Origin of the sequence: Pseudomonas sp. DL (assembly GCF_047199225.1) — a bacterium.
Classification (GTDB): domain Bacteria; phylum Pseudomonadota; class Gammaproteobacteria; order Pseudomonadales; family Pseudomonadaceae; genus Pseudomonas; species Pseudomonas aeruginosa.
The window spans coordinates 5,857,614-5,874,729 of sequence record NZ_CP178323.1; the positions used below are offsets into that span (position 1 = coordinate 5,857,614).

Below are 17,116 nucleotides of genomic sequence, written 5' to 3' on the forward strand. Positions count from 1 at the left end.
AAACCTCATCACAACTTCGGGCGCTTATTGCGGGTTGGCACGGGTGCTGGTCAGCAGCGAACCGAGGCTGGCCGCCTTCGGTTTCACCAGCCAGAACCGACGCAGGTAGTCATCCAGGTTTTCCAGGATGTTCGCGCCCCACTCGCTTGCCGTTTCGTTCACGTACTCGACCAGGACCTTGCGCAGGTGGCTGCGATAGGCCTCCATCGCCTCGCCGCTGATCCGCTGGATTTCCACCAGCTCGTGGTTCACGCGGTCGACGAAAGTGTTGTCCATGTCGAGGACGTAGGCGAAGCCCCCGGTCATGCCGGAGCCGAAGTTGTAGCCGGTCTTGCCCAGCACGCAGACGAAACCGCCGGTCATGTATTCGCAGCAGTGGTCGCCGGTACCTTCCACCACCGCATGGGAACCGGAGTTGCGCACGGCGAAGCGCTCGCCGGCGGTTCCGGCGGCGAACAGCTTGCCGCCGGTGGCGCCGTACAGGCAGGTGTTGCCGACGATGGCCGATTCCTGGGTCTTGAACGGACTGCCCTTGGGCGGGGTGATCACCAGCTTGCCGCCGGTCATGCCCTTGCCTACGTAGTCGTTGGCGTCGCCTTCCAGGTACAGGTGCAGGCCACCGGCGTTCCACACGCCGAAGCTCTGTCCCGCGGTGCCCTTGAAACGGAACACCACCGGTGCCTTGGCCATGCCCTGGTTGCCGTGCAGGCGGGCGATCTCGCCGGATACCCGCGCGCCGATGGATCGGTCGCAGTTGCAGATGTCCAGCTCGTACTCGCCGCCGCTCAGGCCTTCGATGGCGGCCTTCGACAGCTCGACCATCTTCTCGGCCAGCAGGCCCTGGTCGAACGGCGGGTTTTTCTCCACCTCGCAGAACTGCGGCTTGTCGGCCGGGATCAGCTCACTGCCCAGCAACGGAGCGAGATCCAGGTTCTGCTGCTTGGCGGTCTCGCCGGGGAGGATCTCCAGCAGGTCGGTGCGGCCGATCAGCTCGCCCAGGCTGCGCACGCCGAGGCGCGCCAGCCACTCGCGGGTTTCCGTGGCGATGAAGGTGAAGAAGTTGATCACCATCGCGGTGGTGCCGATAAAGTGGTCCTTGCGCAACTTGTCGTTCTGCGTCGCCACGCCGGTGGCGCAGTTGTTCAGGTGGCAGATGCGCAGGTACTTGCAGCCCAGGGCGATCATCGGCGCGGTGCCGAAGCCGAAGCTCTCGGCGCCGAGAATGGCCGCCTTGATCACGTCCAGGCCGGTCTTCAGGCCGCCATCGGTCTGCACCCGGACCTTGCCGCGCAGGTCGTTGCCGCGCAGGGTCTGGTGGGTTTCCGCCAGGCCCAGTTCCCAGGGCGAGCCGGCGTACTTGATCGAGGTGATCGGCGAGGCACCGGTACCGCCGTCGTAGCCGGAGATGGTGATCAGGTCCGCATAGGCCTTGGCCACGCCGGCGGCGATGGTGCCGACGCCCGGCTCGGATACCAGCTTCACCGATACCAGCGCCTGCGGGTTGACCTGCTTGAGGTCGAAGATCAGCTGTGCCAGGTCTTCGATGGAGTAGATGTCGTGGTGCGGCGGCGGCGAGATCAGGGTCACGCCGGGCACCGCATAGCGCAGGCGGGCGATCAGGCCGTTGACCTTGCCGCCCGGCAACTGGCCGCCCTCGCCGGGCTTGGCGCCCTGGGCCACCTTGATCTGCAGGACCTCGGCGTTGACCAGGTATTCCGGGGTCACGCCGAAGCGGCCGGTAGCCACCTGCTTGATCTTCGAACTCTTCAGCGTGCCGTAGCGCGCCGGGTCCTCGCCGCCCTCGCCGGAGTTGGAGCGACCGCCCAGGGTGTTCATCGCCTCGGCCAGCGCCTCGTGGGCCTCCGGCGACAGCGCGCCGAGGGAAATCCCGGCGGCATCGAAGCGCTTGAAGATGGCTTCCAGCGGCTCCACCTCGTCGAGCGCCAGCGGCTGCGCGGCGGTCTTCACCTGCAACAGGTCGCGGATCATCGACACTGGGCGCTGGTCCACCAGCGCGGTGTATTCCTTGAACTTCTCGTAGTCGCCCTGCTGCACGGCAGCCTGCAGGGTATTCACCACATCCGGGTTGTAGGCGTGGTATTCGCCGCCATAGACGAACTTCAGCAAGCCGCCCTGCTGGATCGGCTTGCGGTTGCTCCAGGCCTCGGCGGCCAGGAGCTTCTGCTCGTTCTCGATATCGACGAAGCGCGCGCCCTGGATGCGGCTGGCGACTCCGGTGAAGCACAGGTCGGTGACCTCGTCGGACAGGCCCACCGCCTCGAACAGCTGCGCGCCACGGTAGGACGCGACGGTGGAGATGCCCATCTTCGAGAGAATCTTCATCAGGCCCTTGGAGATCCCCTTGCGGTAGTACTTGAACACCTCGTAGAGGTCGCCCAGCACTTCACCGGTGCGGATCAGGTCGGCCAGCACCTCGTAGGCGAGGAACGGATAGACCGCCGAGGCGCCGAAGCCGATCAGCACCGCGAAATGGTGCGGATCGCGGGCGGTGGCGGTCTCCACCAGGATGTTGGAGTCGCAGCGCAGCCCGGTCTGCACCAGGCGGTGATGCACCGCACCGACGGCCAGGGCAGCATGCACCGGCAGTTTGCCGGGAGCGATATGGCGGTCGCTGAGGATCAGCAGCACCTTGCCGCCGCGCACGGCTTCCTCGGCCTGGTCGGCGATGTTGCGCACCGCGGCCTCCAGGCCCACCGACTCGTCGTAGTTGAGGTCGATGAAGTGGCGGTCGAAGCCCGGGCGGTCCAGGGTCATGATGGTCCGCCACTTCGCCGGCGAGATCACCGGAGTGGTGAGGATCGCCTGGTTGGCATGGTGCGGGGCTTCCTCGAAGATGTTCTGCTCGACGCCCAGGCAGGTTTCCAGGGACATCACGATGGCTTCGCGCAGCGGGTCGATCGGCGGGTTGGTGACCTGGGCGAATTGCTGGCGGAAGTAATCGTACGGAGAGCGGATGCGCCGGGAGAGGATCGCCATCGGCGTATCGTCGCCCATGGAGCCCACCGCTTCCTGGCCCTGCTCGCCGAGCGGACGCAGCACCTGGTCACGCTCCTCGAAGGTGACCTGGAACATCTTCATGAATTGCTTGAGCTGGTCGGCGTCGTAGCTGGCCACGCCATGGTCGTCGTCCAGGGTCGCCTGGATGCGCAGGGCATTCTGCCGCAGCCACTGCTTGTAGGGATGGCGCGACTTCAGGCGGTTGTCGATGTCGTCGCTGTGCAGGACCTGGCCGGTCTCGGTGTCCACCGCGAGGATCTGCCCCGGGCCGACGCGACCCTTGGCGATGACGTCCTCGGGCTTGTAGTCCCAGACGCCGATTTCCGAAGCCAGGGTGATGTAGCCGTTCTTCGTGGTGACCCAGCGCGACGGGCGCAGGCCATTGCGGTCGAGCAGGCAGACGGCATAGCGACCGTCGGTCAGCACGACGCCGGCGGGGCCATCCCAGGGCTCCATGTGCAGCGAGTTGTACTCGTAGAACGCGCGCAGGTCGGCGTCCATGGTTTCGACGTTCTGCCAGGCCGGCGGGATGATCATGCGCAGGCCGCGGAACAGGTCCATGCCGCCGGTGACCATCAGTTCGAGCATGTTGTCCATGCTCGACGAGTCGGAGCCGACGCGGTTCACCAGCGGGCCGAGCTCTTCCAGGTCGGGGATCAGTTCGTTGGTGAACTTGGTCCGCCGCGCCTGGGCCCAGTTGCGGTTGCCGGTGATGGTGTTGATCTCGCCGTTGTGGGCGAGGAAGCGGAACGGCTGCGCCAGCGGCCATTTCGGCAGGGTGTTGGTGGAGAAGCGCTGGTGGAATACGCAGATCGCGGTCTGCAGGCGCTCGTCGCCAAGGTCCGGATAGAAGGCGGCCAGGTCGGCCGGCATCATCAGGCCCTTGTAGATGATGGTCTTGTGCGAAAAGCTGCAGATGTAGTGGTCGCTGTCGGCGGCGTTGGCCACCGACGAGCGGCGCCGTGCGCTGAACAGCTTGATGGCGAAGTCCTGGTCGCTCAGGCCGGCGCCGCCGATGAACACCTGTTCGATCTGCGGCAGGCGCTCCAGCGCCAGGCGGCCGAGAACGCTGGTATCGATCGGCACCTTGCGCCAGCCGACCAGCTCCAGTCCGGCGGCGACGATCTCGCGATTCATGTTCTCGCGTGCCGCCTCGGCTTTCACCGGGTCCTGGTTGAAGAACACCATGCCCACCGCGTATTGCTCGGGCAGGTCGACAGAAAAGGCTTCCCTGGCGACGGCACGCAGGAACAGGTCGGGCTTCTGGATCAGCAGCCCGCAGCCGTCCCCGGTCTTGCCATCGGCATTGATCCCACCGCGGTGGGTCATGCAGGTCAGTGCTTCGATTGCGGTTTGCAGAAGTTGATGGCTCGGCTCGCCCTGCATATGGGCGATCAGGCCAAATCCGCAGTTATCCTTGAACGTTTCAGGATGGTACAGACCTGCTTTCATAAGGAACTCTCACCGGCAAAACTTTTTTAGTCATCTACTTCGCCTGTCACCCGCTCATGCGGCGAGTTTTCGACAGGCAAAGGGAGGCCATTGTACATAGGTGCACAAGGCCTCACAAATTTTGCGACGAGAAAATGAAATTCAATGTCGCCAAAATGAAAGACGAAACCCGCCGGTCATGCTAACGACTAGCGAGTTTCGTCAAGAGGCGACGGCAGGTCGGATCAATGCGCCTGGCCGATCTCCTGCTGGATGCTGGCGAAGGTACGCGGCCACGGCTTGCCGGCCTGCACCTTGGACGGCAGTTTTTTCACTGCGGCCAGGGCGGCGGCACGGTTCGGGAAGCTGCCATAGGTGACGACGTAGAACGGCTTGCCTTGCAGGGTTTTCTTGAAGTAGCGGAAATCGCCGCCGCCCTGCTGGCGAATGAACGCCTGGGCATTGGCTTCGGAGCCGGTACCGAGGATCTGCAGGGCGAAGTTACCACCAGACTGGTTGCGATACCACTGACTTCCCGCACCGCCACCGCTGGCCGGCTTGGCGGCCGGAGCCGGGGCCGGCTTCGCCGCGGCGGTGGTGGCCGGCTTGCTGGCCGCCGGCTTGGCCGGAGCCGGGGCCGGCTTGCTGGCCGGGGCGCTGGCGACCGGCGCGGCCGGTGCCGGGGTCTGCGCCGGAGTCGGGGTCGCCGCAGGCGCGGTCGGTTCGGTCGGCGCCGGCGGCACCGGATGCATCGGCGTGACGCCGTTGTTGGCCAGCGGCGTCACCGGAGGAGCCGAGCTGGAAACGGTAGGCGGCACCGCGGCGGACGGCAGGCCGCCTTCGTCGTCGCCACCTTGCCCGGCGGCCTGGGCCAGCGGCTCGCGAATGACCGGCTGCGACTCGCCGACCAACGGTAGCGGCAACGGCTGGCTGGAGCCGTTGAACTCCACGGCCGGGCCGCTGCCCGGCTGCTGGGCCTGGGCCGGCGTAGCGCCATTCATGGACAATTCGGTAGAGGCGGTCTGCGGCGCCTCCGGCTTGCTCTTGCCTTGCATGAACCAGGCGGCGATCACGCCGATGGCCACGACCGCAAGAATCACCAGATGCTTCTTGGGCAAGTTGAAAGACCCTCCGGTTGCCTTGCGCGCTGCGCCACGATTGGCCAGCATCGCTTCGATCAGGGCATCGCGGGCGACCTGGTTGATCGCTCCCGGCCAGCCTTCCGACTGCTCGTGGATGTCCACCAGCAGGTCGTTGGAAATCAGCTCGATGCCCTGCCCGGCGCCCTCGAGACGCTGGGCCAGGTAGTCGCGGGTTTCCTCTTCGCTGTATGGCTGCAACTCGATGGCATGGAAGCGCTCCTCACCCTCGGAAAACACCTCCAGGCGCGGCAGCAACGACGGCTCACCGAACAGGAATACATGCAGGCGTCCCTCGTTGGTGCCGGAAGCCAGCAGCAACAGCACTTCCAGCGCGCTGTCCTGGAGCTGCTCGGCATCGTCCACCATCAGGTAGACGTCCTGCCCGGTGATCGCCAGCTGCGCCACCTTGGTCAGGATCGCCTCCAGGCTCGCCTGGTTGATGCTCAGGCCCTGCGCCACCTGGCGCAGCAACGAAGTCTCGTCGGCGGCGGTGCGCGCCGAGATCACCACGCTGAGGACCGCATCCTTGTTGGTGCTGGCCACCAGCGCCTGGCGCAGCAGGGTCTTGCCGCTGCCCAGGGGCCCGGTGACCAGCAGCAGGAGCTGGCTGTAGCGGGCCAGATGGTGCAACTGGCCGAGCACCGGCTTGCGCTGCGCCGGGAAGAACTTGAAACCCGGAACGCGCGGCGCGAACGGGTCGTGACTGAATTGGTAGTGGCCCAGGAAGGCCTCATCGGCATGCAAGCTGGTCATGGGACCTCATTCATCTCCAAGCTGGTCGGCCAAGGCCCGATAGTCGGTGCGCAGGGTCGCGTCCAAGATCTCACGGGGAAAATCGCCGGTGACCACGGCATTCCCCAGTCCTTGCAGCAAAACCAGACGCAGGCGGCCATCGAGCACTTTCTTGTCGACGGCCATGTGTTCCATAAAATCTTCCGCCGTCATCTCGGCCGGCGGTACCACGGGCAGGCCAGCCCGGCGCAGCAGGCGGGTACCGCGATCACGCTCGGCGGCGCTCAGCCAGCCCAACCGATGCGACATCTCGAGTGCCATCACGGTTCCCGCCCCTACCGCTTCGCCGTGCAACCAGACGCCGTAACCCTGCTGGGTCTCGATCGCGTGACCGAAGGTATGGCCGAGGTTCAGCGTGGCGCGCACGCCCGACTCGCGCTCGTCGGCGCCCACCACGCGGGCCTTCGCCGCGCAAGAGCGCTCGATGGCCTCGGTGACAACGGTCGGCTCCAGTGCCAGCAAGGCATCCATGTGCTCTTCCAGCCAGGTGATGAACGGTTCGTCGCAAATGAAACCGTACTTGATCACCTCCGCCAGCCCGGCGGACAGCTCGCGGGACGGCAGCGTCTTCAGCGACGCGGTGTCGATGACCACCGCCTGGGGCTGGTAGAACGCACCGATCATATTCTTGCCCAACGGATGGTTGATCCCGGTCTTGCCGCCCACCGAGGAGTCGACCTGGGACAACAGGGTGGTCGGCACCTGGATGAAGTTGACCCCACGCTGGTAGCAGGCCGCGGCGAAACCGGCCATGTCACCGATGACGCCGCCGCCCAGGGCGATCAGGGTAGTCTTGCGGTCATGCCGCTCCTTCAGCAGGGCATCGAAGATCAGTTGCAGGGTTTCCCACTGCTTGTAGGCCTCGCCGTCGGGCAGCACCACAGGGGTGACCTCATGGCCTTGCAGTGCCTTGAGCAGGGTTTCCAGATAGAGAGGAGCGACCGTTTCGTTGCTGATCACCGCGACCCGGCGACCGACGATATGCGGCGCGAACCAGCGGGCGTCGCCCAGCAGGTTTTCACCGATGTAAATGGGATAGCTACGCTCGCCTAGATCGACGTGAAGTGTGCGCATGAGGCCCCCAGACAGGAAAGGGCAATAGGATAACGCAATTCGCCGCGCCTCAGCGGGGCGGCAACTTGCGCAGGCGTTCGAGAATTTCCTGGACGACCAGGCGCGGCGGCCTTTCGTCGGTCTCCACCACCACATCGGCGATTTCGCGGTAGAGCGGATCGCGCAGCGCCATCAGGTCGCGGAGGATCTGTCCCGGGTTGGGCTTCTGCAACAAGGGGCGGTTGCGGTCCCGCGCCGTGCGCGCGATCTGGTGCTCGACCGAGGCATGCAGGTACACAACCCGGCCACCGGCGCGCAGCACCTGGCGGTTACCGTCGCGCATCACCGCCCCGCCGCCGGTGGCGATCACCATGCCGTCGGCGGCGCAGAGTTCGGTGAGCATGGCCTGCTCGCGCTCGCGGAAACCGACCTCGCCCTCGACATCGAAGATCCATGGGATATTCGCGCCGCACCGCTGTTCGATCTCCTTGTCGGAGTCCTTGAACGCGAGATGCAGCTCCTTGGCGAGCAGGCGCCCGATGGTGCTCTTTCCAGCACCCATCGGGCCGACGAGGATCAGGTTGACCACGTTGTTCGATATCAGCGACCGATTGCGATGGCCTGATTATTCATGATCCGCGGTGTCAGGAAAACCAGAAGTTCGTTTTTCACATCCGAGACCGTATCGCGCCGGAACAGCCGCCCCAGGTAAGGCAGGTCGCCGAGGAACGGCACCTTGTCCACCGACTTGCTCTGGGTGTTGCTGAACACGCCGCCGATGACGATGGTCTCGCCGTCGTTGACCAGGATCTTGGCGTTGACCTCGTTCTTGTTGATCGGCGGTACGCCGTTCAGTGCGCGATCGAAGTCCGGCGCATCCTTGGTCACCTTCACTTCGACGATGATCCGGTTGTCCGGGGTGATCTGCGGGGTCACCTCGAGGGACAGCGCGGCCTCCTTGAACGAGGTGCTGGTAGCGCCACTGGAGCTGGCCTCCTGGTAGGGTACTTCCTGGCCCTTGAGGATCTTCGCGGTTTCCTTGTCCGAGGTCACGACCTTGGGCTGGGAGACGATCTCGCCGTTGCCGGTCTTTTCCATCGCCGACAGTTGCAGGTCGAGGATGATGTTGTCGGTGATGAAGCCGATGCCGATCCCGGAGGTGGCATCCTTGGCGCCGATGTCGACGAACGGCGACGGCGACTTGCTGGTTCCCGTGGTGGGGAAAGTACAGTTGCCGGCGATCGGGCCGCAGTTCATGCCGTCCTCGTCCTTGATCCCGATATTGCCGTCCTTGCCGTAGCCGTTCCAGTTGCCCTTGTGATAAGCGCCGCCCCAGCGCACACCGAGGCTCTTGTCGTAACCGACGTTGGCCTCGACGATGCGTGCCTCGATCATCACCTGGCGCACCGGAATATCCAGCTGCGAAACGATCCGCCGCAGTTCGTCCAGTCGCTCCTGGGGCTGATAGGCGATGATGCTGTTGGTGCGGTCGTCGACGGTGATCGAGCCGCGCCCGCCTTCCTTGCCTTCCTGGCCACCATCGCTGGTCACCGACTGGAACAGCTTGGCGATGTCCGCGGCCTTGGCGTAGTTCACCTGGATCAGTTCCCGACGCAGTGGCGCCAACTCGGCGATCTGCTTCTGCGCTTCCAGCTCCTGGCGCTCACGGGCGGCGATCTCGTCGGCCGGGGCCACCAGGAGCACGTTGCCGAGCTTGCGCTTGTCCAGGCCCTTGGTCTTCAGCACCAGGTCCAGCGCCTGGTCCCACGGCACGTTCTGCAGGCGCAGGGTGATATTGCCCTGCACGGTATCCGAGGCCACCAGGTTCAGGTCGGTGAAGTCGGCGATCAGCTGCAGTACCGAACGCACGTCGATGTCCTGGAAGTTCAGCGACAGTTTCTCGCCGGTATAGGCGAAATTGTCCTTCTTGCGCCGCTCGGCGTCTTCCGTGGTCATCGGCTTGATGCTGACGGTCAGGCGATTGTCGGTCTGGTAGACCAGGTAGTCGTAGAGCCCGCTCGGCTCGATGGTGATGCTGGTACGGTCGGATTGCGCGCTGGCGTTGACGAACTGCACCGGCGTGGCGAAGTCCTTGACGTCCAGGCGAACCCGCAGCGCATCCGGCAGCTGGGTCTTGGCGAAGTCCAGGCGGATCTTGCCGCCCTGCTCCTGGATATCCGGGCTCAAGGTCGGGTCGGACAGGTCGATGACCACGTTGCCCTCGCCCTTTTCGCCACGCTGGAAATCGATGTTGCGAATGGCACGACCCGCCGGCACGTACGGCTTGGGCTTGATCGGCTGGGCATAGCTGGCCGGAGCCGGGCTAGCCTTGACCGGAGCGGTGGAAGCGACGCTGGCGCCGGCCGGCGAATTGCCGACCACCACGAAGAGGTTGTTGCCTTCCACCCGGGTGGTGTAGGACGACAACGTGGTCAGGTTGATGATCAACCGTGTGCGATCCTTCGCCTCGACCACCGTGACGCTGCGCGTATTGCCCACGCTCAGCTCGCGGTTCTTGGTGCCGAGCTTGTTCTGTACCCCCGGCAGATCGAGGGCGATTCGCGCCGGCTGCTCGATGGTATAGCCACGCGGCGCGGCGACGGGCTCGTCGAACTGCAGCTTTAGCTCGACCCGGTCGCCAGGCAATGCCGCCACGTCGAGTTTCTCCAGGTCCGCGGCGAGCAATGCCGGCGCTAACATGGCGGCCAGCAAAGCGATCCCGAGGCGCGAGAGGCCACTGTTCATCGTCCGACTCCGTTGTACAGACTGCTGTTGGTTATGCATGTTTTTCCCCGCCCTCAGGAGCGTTCCTTGAGAGTCAGGCTGCGCGGACGCTCCAGCCAGTTCCCCTCTCCGTCAGGAACGATTTCGATCACGTCTATTTTTCCTTCGCTGATGCCGACGACCTTGCCGTCGTTGCGCCCCAGGTAGTCCCCGACCCTCACCCGGTGCACGCCACCCGCGCCCTTCACCAGGGCGAAGGTGCCCTGGGCGTTGGACAGGGTGCCGACCATCTCGAAGGTCTCGATGTTGAAGCCTTCCAGGAACTGCTTGACCCGCGTCTCGTCGGGCTTGATCACCTTGTTGCCCTTCTGCCGCACGGTCAGGTCGATCTTCACCGGCGGCTGGAACGGGCTGCGTAGCGACGCGGCGCTATAGGTGAAGGCCTCGTACGGCTGGAACTTCGGCAACGGCTCGATGGTGCCCTTGGGCCGGGCGCGAACCTCGTCCATGTAGGACTGCAGATCGGCGAAATCGGAACCGCCGCCGCATCCGGCCAGGCTGGCGAGCAGCAGGCTGCTCAGAATCAGGCGGGCTCTCATTTCTTCAGCCCCTTGTCGTTGTAGCGATAGGTCTTGGCCAGGATGCTCATGCGCAGCTTGGACGTGCTGCCGGGCGCGACCGGCTTGATCTCGAAGTCATGCAGGGTGACGATCCGCGGCAGGCTGGACACGCCGCTGACGAAGGTCGCCAGGTCGTGGTAGCCGCCGACCACGCTGATCTGGATCGGCAGCTCGATGTAGAACTGCTGGGCAACCTCGGGAAGCAGCTTGATTTCCTCGAACTCCAGGCCGCTGCCCAGGCCGGTACGAGTGATGTCCTCGAGCAGCCCGGGTACCTCGGTGTCGCTGGGCAACTGCCGCAGCAAGGCGCCAAAGGACTCTTCCATCTCCTTCATCTGTGCCTTGTAGGCTTCCAGGTTCGCGGCCTGGAAGGCCTTGGTGGAGAACTGCTGCTTGAGCGTCTCCTCTTCCGCGGCCTGCTGTTCGAGCTGAGCCTGCATGTCACTCAGATGGAAGTTGTAGCCCAGCGCCAGGACCGCCGCGGTCAGCAGCACGCAGACGATGACCTTGACCGCCGCCGGCCAGGAACCGATGTTGTTCAGGTCGAGATCGTTGATATCGATCTTGCGCAGACTTTCCAGGGAACTGGCCAGACTCATTTCTTGGCTCCTTGCGCAACCCCATGCTTCGCCTTGGCGTCTTCTTCGCCGGGCTGCGTCTGCTGCACGGTCAGTTGGAACACGTTGGCCTGGTCCACCGCGCCCTGGGTCACCGCCTTGACCTCGTTCAGGGTCGGGGCGGTCAGCCACTCGGACGCGTCCATGTTGCGCATGAGATTGGAAACGCGGTTGTTGGACTCGGCCGCGCCGGCGATGGCGATGTTCTTGCCGGTCATCTTCAGGTCGGTGAAATACACGCCGTCGGGCAAGGTCCGCACGAGCTGGTCGAACACCCGTCCGATGATGGGACGGTTGCCCTGCAGGTCCTGGATGATCTTCATCCGCTCGAGCAATTGCTGGCGCCGCGACTTCAGTTCGCTGATTTCCTTGATCCGGGCGTCGAGTACGACGATTTCCTTGCGCAGGAAGTCGTTGCGGGCGTTCTGGTTCTCGATGGCCGCGGTGAAGTACTGGTCGCCAAGGAATACCAGCGCAGCCGATGCCACCAGGACGCCGCCAAGAATCACCAGGAACTGCTGCTTGCGCTGCTCGCGCAGCTCTTCGCGCCAGGGTAGAAGGTTGATCCGTGCCATCAGTCGAAACTCCTCAACGCCAGGCCGCAGGCGATCATCAACGCCGGAGCGTCGCTGGCCAGGGCGCCGGCATTCACCTTGCCGTTCAGCGCCATGTCGGCGAACGGGTTGGCGACCAGGGTCGGGGTGCCGATCTTCTGCTGGATCAACCGATCGAGATCCTGGATAGACGCCGTACCGCCCGCCAGGACGATGTAGTCGACGTCGTTGAACTGTCCGGCGGCGAAGAAGAACTGCAGCGAGCGGGAAACCTGCTGCACCACGGCGTCCTTGAACGGACGCAGAACTTCGCTGTCGTAGTCATCCGGAAGACCGCCCTGCTTCTTGGCGAGACCGGCTTCCTCCACCGAGAGTCCGTAACGCCGCTGGATCTCCTCGGTGAGCTGGCGACCGCCGAACAGCTGTTCGCGGGTATAGATGGTGCGTCCGTTGTGCAGGACGCTCAGGGTGGTCATGGTCGCGCCGATGTCCACTACCGCCACGGTCAACTGGTCGGTGTCGGCACCCAGCTGGCTGCTCAGCAGCGCATAGGAGCGCTCCAGCGCGTAGGCCTCGACGTCGACCACCTTGGCGGTCAGGCCGGCCAGCGCCAGGGCCGCTTCGCGGACCTCGACGTTCTCTTTCCGACAGGCGGCCAGGAGTACGTCCACGCGCTCGGGATTGCGCGCGGAGAGCCCCTGGACCTCGAAGTCGATGGCGACTTCCTCCAGCGGATAGGGGATGTACTGGTCGGCCTCGATCTTCAGCTGGTTTTCCAGTTCATCCTCGGAAAGCCCGGCCTCCATCTCGATGGTCTTGGTGATCACCGCCGAACCGGCGACGGCGACCACGGCCGACTTCAGGTTGGTTTTCGCCTTGACCAGCACCCGTGACAACGCCTGGCCGACCCCTTCCAGCTCGACGATGTTCTTTTCCACGACTGCATTCGGCGGAAGCGGCTCGACGGCATAGGCCTCCACTTTGTAGCGGCCTCCGGAGCGGCTCAACTCAAGGAGCTTTACCGAGGTCGAGCTGATGTCGATCCCCAGCAAGGTGTTCGCTTTCTTCTTTATGAGCCCTAGCACGACCAATTCCCTATTAGCGTTCAATACTTACGAACGATTCTTCTTTTTTCACATTAGATACCAGAGCCGAAGGCCAGGCAAATGGCTAGGTCACAGAAAAATTGCTTATAATGTGAACAGCTTTTGCCTTTTTCCTGTCCTATTCGCTTAACTCTTTCTTTTTCCTGGAAATCCGAATCTACCCATGCGCCTGCTGAAGTTCCTGTGGTGGACTTGCGTCACCCTGATTTGTGGAGTGCTGCTCAGTTTCAGCGGCGCCTATCTCTATCTGAGTCCCAGCCTGCCCTCGGTGGAAGCTCTGCGTAACGTCCAGCTGCAGATCCCCCTCAAGGTCTACAGCGAGGACGGCAAGCTGATCTCCGAGTTCGGCGAGATGCGCCGGACGCCGATCCGCTTCGCCGACATCCCGCAGGACTTCATCCATGCCCTGCTGTCCGCCGAGGACGACAATTTCGCCAACCATTATGGCGTCGATGTGAAAAGCCTAATGCGCGCCGCCGCGCAATTATTGAAAAGCGGTCACATCCAGACTGGCGGCAGCACCATCACCATGCAGGTAGCGAAGAACTACTTCCTTACCAATGAAAGAAGCTTCTCGCGAAAGATCAATGAAATCCTCCTGGCCCTGCAGATCGAGCGACAGCTGACCAAGGACGAGATCCTCGAGCTCTACGTCAACAAGATCTACCTGGGCAACCGTGCCTATGGCATCGAGGCTGCCGCACAGGTCTATTACGGCAAGCCGATCAAAGACTTGAGCCTGGCCGAGATGGCGATGATCGCCGGCCTGCCGAAAGCGCCCTCGCGCTACAACCCGCTGGTCAACCCGACCCGCAGTACGGAGCGGCGCAACTGGATCCTCGAGCGCATGCTCAAGCTCGGCTTCATCGACCAGCAACGCTACCAGGCCGCCGTCGAGGAGCCGATCAACGCCTCCTACCACGTGCAGACCCCCGAACTGAATGCGCCCTACATCGCCGAGATGGCCCGTGCCGAGATGGTCGGCCGCTACGGCAGCGAGGCCTATACCGAGGGCTACAAGGTCATCACCACGGTCCGCAGCGACCTGCAGAACGCCGCCAGCCAATCGGTCCGCGACGGCCTCATCGACTATGACCAGCGCCACGGCTACCGCGGCCCGGAGACCCGCCTGCCGGGCCAGACCCGCGACGCCTGGCTCAAGCACCTGGGCCAGCAGCGCAGCATCGGCGGCCTGGAGCCGGCGATCGTCACCCAGGTGGAAAAGAGCGGGATCATGGTGATGACCCGCGACGGCAAGGAAGAAGCCGTGACCTGGGACAGCATGAAATGGGCACGCCCCTTCCTCAGCAACAACAGCATGGGCCCGATGCCGCGCCAGCCCGCCGACGTGGCCCAGGCCGGCGACCAGATCCGCGTGCAGCGCCAGGAAGACGGCACCCTGCGCTTCGTACAGATTCCCGCCGCACAGAGCGCGCTGATCTCCCTTGACCCGAAGGACGGGGCGATCCGCTCGCTGGTCGGCGGCTTCTCCTTCGAGCAGAGCAACTACAACCGCGCGATCCAGGCCAAGCGCCAGCCGGGCTCCAGTTTCAAGCCGTTCATCTACAGCGCGGCCCTGGACAACGGCTTCACCGCCGCCAGCCTGGTCAACGATGCGCCGATCGTGTTCGTCGACGAGTACCTGGACAAGGTCTGGCGACCGAAGAACGACACCAATACCTTCCTCGGCCCGATCCCGCTGCGCGAAGCCCTGTACAAGTCCCGCAACATGGTCTCGATCCGCGTCCTGCAGGGCCTGGGCATCGAGCGGGCGATCAGCTACATCACCAAGTTCGGCTTCCAGCGCGACGAACTGCCGCGCAACTTCTCCCTGGCCCTGGGTACCGCGACAGTCACACCGATGGAAATCGCCGGCGCCTGGAGCGTATTCGCCAACGGCGGCTACAAGGTCAATCCGTACGTCATCGAACGCATCGAGAGCCGCGACGGACAGGTGCTGTACCAGGCCAATCCGCCCCGCGTGCCGGTGGAAGAACAGGTCGCTGCGGATGCGGAAGACGCCGGGAATCCTGGTGACCCCGAGCATCCGGAGAGCGCCGAAGGCGAAGGTTCGATCGAAGCCCAGCAAGTCGCCGCCAAGGCCCAGACCACCTTCGAGCCGACCCCGGCCGAGCGGATCATCGATGCCCGTACCGCCTATATCATGACCAGCATGCTGCAGGACGTGATCAAGCGCGGTACCGGGCGTCGCGCCCTGGCGCTGAAGCGCACCGACCTGGCCGGCAAGACCGGCACCACCAACGATTCCAAGGATGGCTGGTTCTCCGGCTACAACTCCGACTACGTGACCAGCGTCTGGGTCGGCTTCGACCAGCCGGAGACCCTGGGTCGCCGCGAGTACGGCGGTACCGTCGCGCTGCCGATCTGGATCAGGTACATGGGCTTCGCCCTCAAGGACAAGCCGATGCACACCATGGCCGAGCCGCCAGGCATCGTCAGCCTGCGCATCGACCCGGTGACCGGCCGTTCGGCCGCGCCGGGCACTCCCGGCGCCTATTTCGAGATGTTCAAGAACGAGGATACCCCGCCCTCGGTCAATGAACTGCCGCCAGGCAGCTTCCCTGGCAGCCCGCTGCCGGATGACGAAGGCGCGCCGATCGACCTGTTCTGAACCGGCCGGCGCCTGCGCTTCGTTGGCGACGACGGGAGCGCGAGGCGCAGGCAAAAAGAAACCCCGCCAAGGCGGGGTTTCTTTTTATCCGGCGGATCGATCGATCAGCCGTTGAAGACGTCGTCCACCGATTTCAGCGGATAGTTCTTCGGATACGGCAGGGTAGCCACGCCGGTCTCGATGGCAGCCTTGGCCACGGCATCGGAGACCACGGTGATCAGGCGCTTGTCCATCGGCTTCGGAATGATGTACTCGCGGCCGAATTCCAGCTTGTCCACGCCATAGGCGGCGCAGACGTCTTCCGGGACCGGCTGCTTGGCCAGGTCGCGCAGGGCCAGGGCGGCGGCGATCTTCATCTCTTCGTTGATGCGCGTGGCACGTACGTCCAGGGCACCACGGAAGATGAAGGGGAAACCGAGCACGTTGTTGACCTGGTTCGGATAGTCGGAACGACCGGTAGCCATGATCACGTCGTTACGGGTGGCATGGGCCAGTTCCGGCTTGATCTCCGGGTCCGGGTTCGAGCAGGCGAACACGATCGGGTTCGGCGCCATGCGCTTGAGGTCTTCCGGCTCCAGCAGGTTGGCGCCGGACAGGCCGACGAACACGTCGGCGCCCTCCAGGGCGTCGGCCAGGGTGCGCTTGTCGGTCTCGGTGGCGAACACCGACTTGTACTGGTTCAGGTCGTCGCGACCGGCGTGGATCACGCCCTTGCGGTCGATCATGTAGATGTTCTCGACCTTGGCGCCCATGCTCACCAGCAGCTTCATGCAGGAGATGGCGGCAGCGCCGGCGCCGAGGCAGACGATCTTCGCTTCTTCCAGCTTCTTGCCGGCCAGTTCCAGCGCGTTGAGCATGCCCGCCGCGGTCACGATGGCGGTGCCGTGCTGGTCATCGTGGAACACCGGGATGTCGCACTGTTCGATCAGCGCGCGCTCGATCTCGAAACACTCGGGAGCCTTGATGTCCTCGAGGTTGATACCGCCGAAGGTGATGGAAATACGCTTGACGGTATCGATGAAAGCCTGCGGGCTCTCGGCGTCGACCTCGATGTCGAACACGTCGATGCCGGCGAAGCGCTTGAACAGCACACCCTTGCCTTCCATCACCGGCTTGGAGGCCAGCGGGCCGAGGTTACCCAGGCCGAGAATCGCGGTGCCGTCGGAAATCACTGCCACCAGGTTGCCCTTGCCGGTGTACTGGTAGGCCAGCTCGGCATCGCGGGCGATTTCACGCACCGGCTCGGCGACACCCGGGCTGTAGGCCAGGGACAGGTCCCGGGCGGTAGCGGTGGGTTTGGTCAGCTCGACACTCAGTTTTCCCGGACGGGGTTGTGCGTGATATTCGAGGGCAGCGGTTTTAAGATCGGACATTTGGGCACTTCCGCTTTATTGCTTGTTGGACAGACGGGGCGACCGAGCATACGC

General features: G+C 64.1%; 11 protein-coding genes. 1 reads left to right on the forward strand and 10 read right to left on the reverse strand.

Annotation, left to right across the window (positions count from 1 at the left end):
• Nucleotides 1–24 precede the first annotated feature (24 nt).
• From gltB to pilM, 9 genes are all read right to left on the reverse strand, one after another.
• Nucleotides 25–4,470 (reverse strand): glutamate synthase large subunit, encoded by a 4,446-nt coding sequence (gltB, locus tag ACI766_RS27315; RefSeq protein WP_023086708.1) that lies wholly within the window; start codon nt 4,468–4,470, stop codon nt 25–27.
• 224 nt (nt 4,471–4,694) lie between these two features.
• A complete protein-coding gene (locus ACI766_RS27320) occupies nt 4,695–6,344 on the reverse strand; it encodes an AAA family ATPase (RefSeq protein ID WP_023104793.1) in 1,650 nt (549 codons plus the stop codon).
• Between the two features lie 6 nt (nt 6,345–6,350).
• Entirely contained in the window at nt 6,351–7,457 is a 1,107-nt protein-coding gene (gene aroB / locus ACI766_RS27325; RefSeq protein ID WP_003162482.1) for a 3-dehydroquinate synthase, read from the reverse strand.
• A gap of 49 nt (nt 7,458–7,506) precedes the next feature.
• The gene (gene aroK, locus ACI766_RS27330; RefSeq protein ID WP_003095833.1) at nt 7,507–8,025 is read right to left on the reverse strand and encodes a shikimate kinase AroK; all 519 of its coding nucleotides are present in this window, start codon (nt 8,023–8,025) and stop codon (nt 7,507–7,509) included.
• A gap of 11 nt (nt 8,026–8,036) precedes the next feature.
• Entirely contained in the window at nt 8,037–10,181 is a 2,145-nt protein-coding gene (pilQ, locus tag ACI766_RS27335; RefSeq protein WP_014603377.1) for a type 4a pilus secretin PilQ, read from the reverse strand.
• A gap of 53 nt (nt 10,182–10,234) precedes the next feature.
• Nucleotides 10,235–10,759, reverse strand: a complete 525-nt coding sequence (gene pilP / locus ACI766_RS27340; RefSeq protein WP_003095836.1) for a type 4a pilus biogenesis lipoprotein PilP — start codon at nt 10,757–10,759, stop codon at nt 10,235–10,237.
• A complete protein-coding gene (pilO, locus tag ACI766_RS27345) occupies nt 10,756–11,379 on the reverse strand; it encodes a type 4a pilus biogenesis protein PilO (protein WP_003103268.1) in 624 nt (207 codons plus the stop codon). The genes pilP and pilO overlap by 4 nt, the downstream gene beginning before the upstream one ends.
• Nucleotides 11,376–11,972, reverse strand: coding sequence for a type 4a pilus biogenesis protein PilN (gene pilN, locus ACI766_RS27350; protein WP_003095839.1), 597 nt, complete (start codon nt 11,970–11,972; stop codon nt 11,376–11,378). The genes pilO and pilN overlap by 4 nt, the downstream gene beginning before the upstream one ends.
• Nucleotides 11,972–13,036, reverse strand: coding sequence for a type IV pilus assembly protein PilM (gene pilM, locus ACI766_RS27355; protein ID WP_003110888.1), 1,065 nt, complete (start codon nt 13,034–13,036; stop codon nt 11,972–11,974). The genes pilN and pilM overlap by 1 nt, the downstream gene beginning before the upstream one ends.
• A gap of 184 nt (nt 13,037–13,220) precedes the next feature.
• On the opposite strand from pilM, the gene ACI766_RS27360 reads away from it, so the two are divergent.
• Entirely contained in the window at nt 13,221–15,689 is a 2,469-nt protein-coding gene (locus ACI766_RS27360) for a penicillin-binding protein 1A (RefSeq protein WP_003114576.1), read from the forward strand.
• Nucleotides 15,690–15,793: 104 nt separating this feature from the next.
• On the opposite strand, the gene ACI766_RS27365 is transcribed toward ACI766_RS27360, so the two are convergent.
• Nucleotides 15,794–17,062 (reverse strand): malic enzyme, encoded by a 1,269-nt coding sequence (locus ACI766_RS27365; protein WP_003103278.1) that lies wholly within the window; start codon nt 17,060–17,062, stop codon nt 15,794–15,796.
• Nucleotides 17,063–17,116 lie beyond the last annotated feature (54 nt).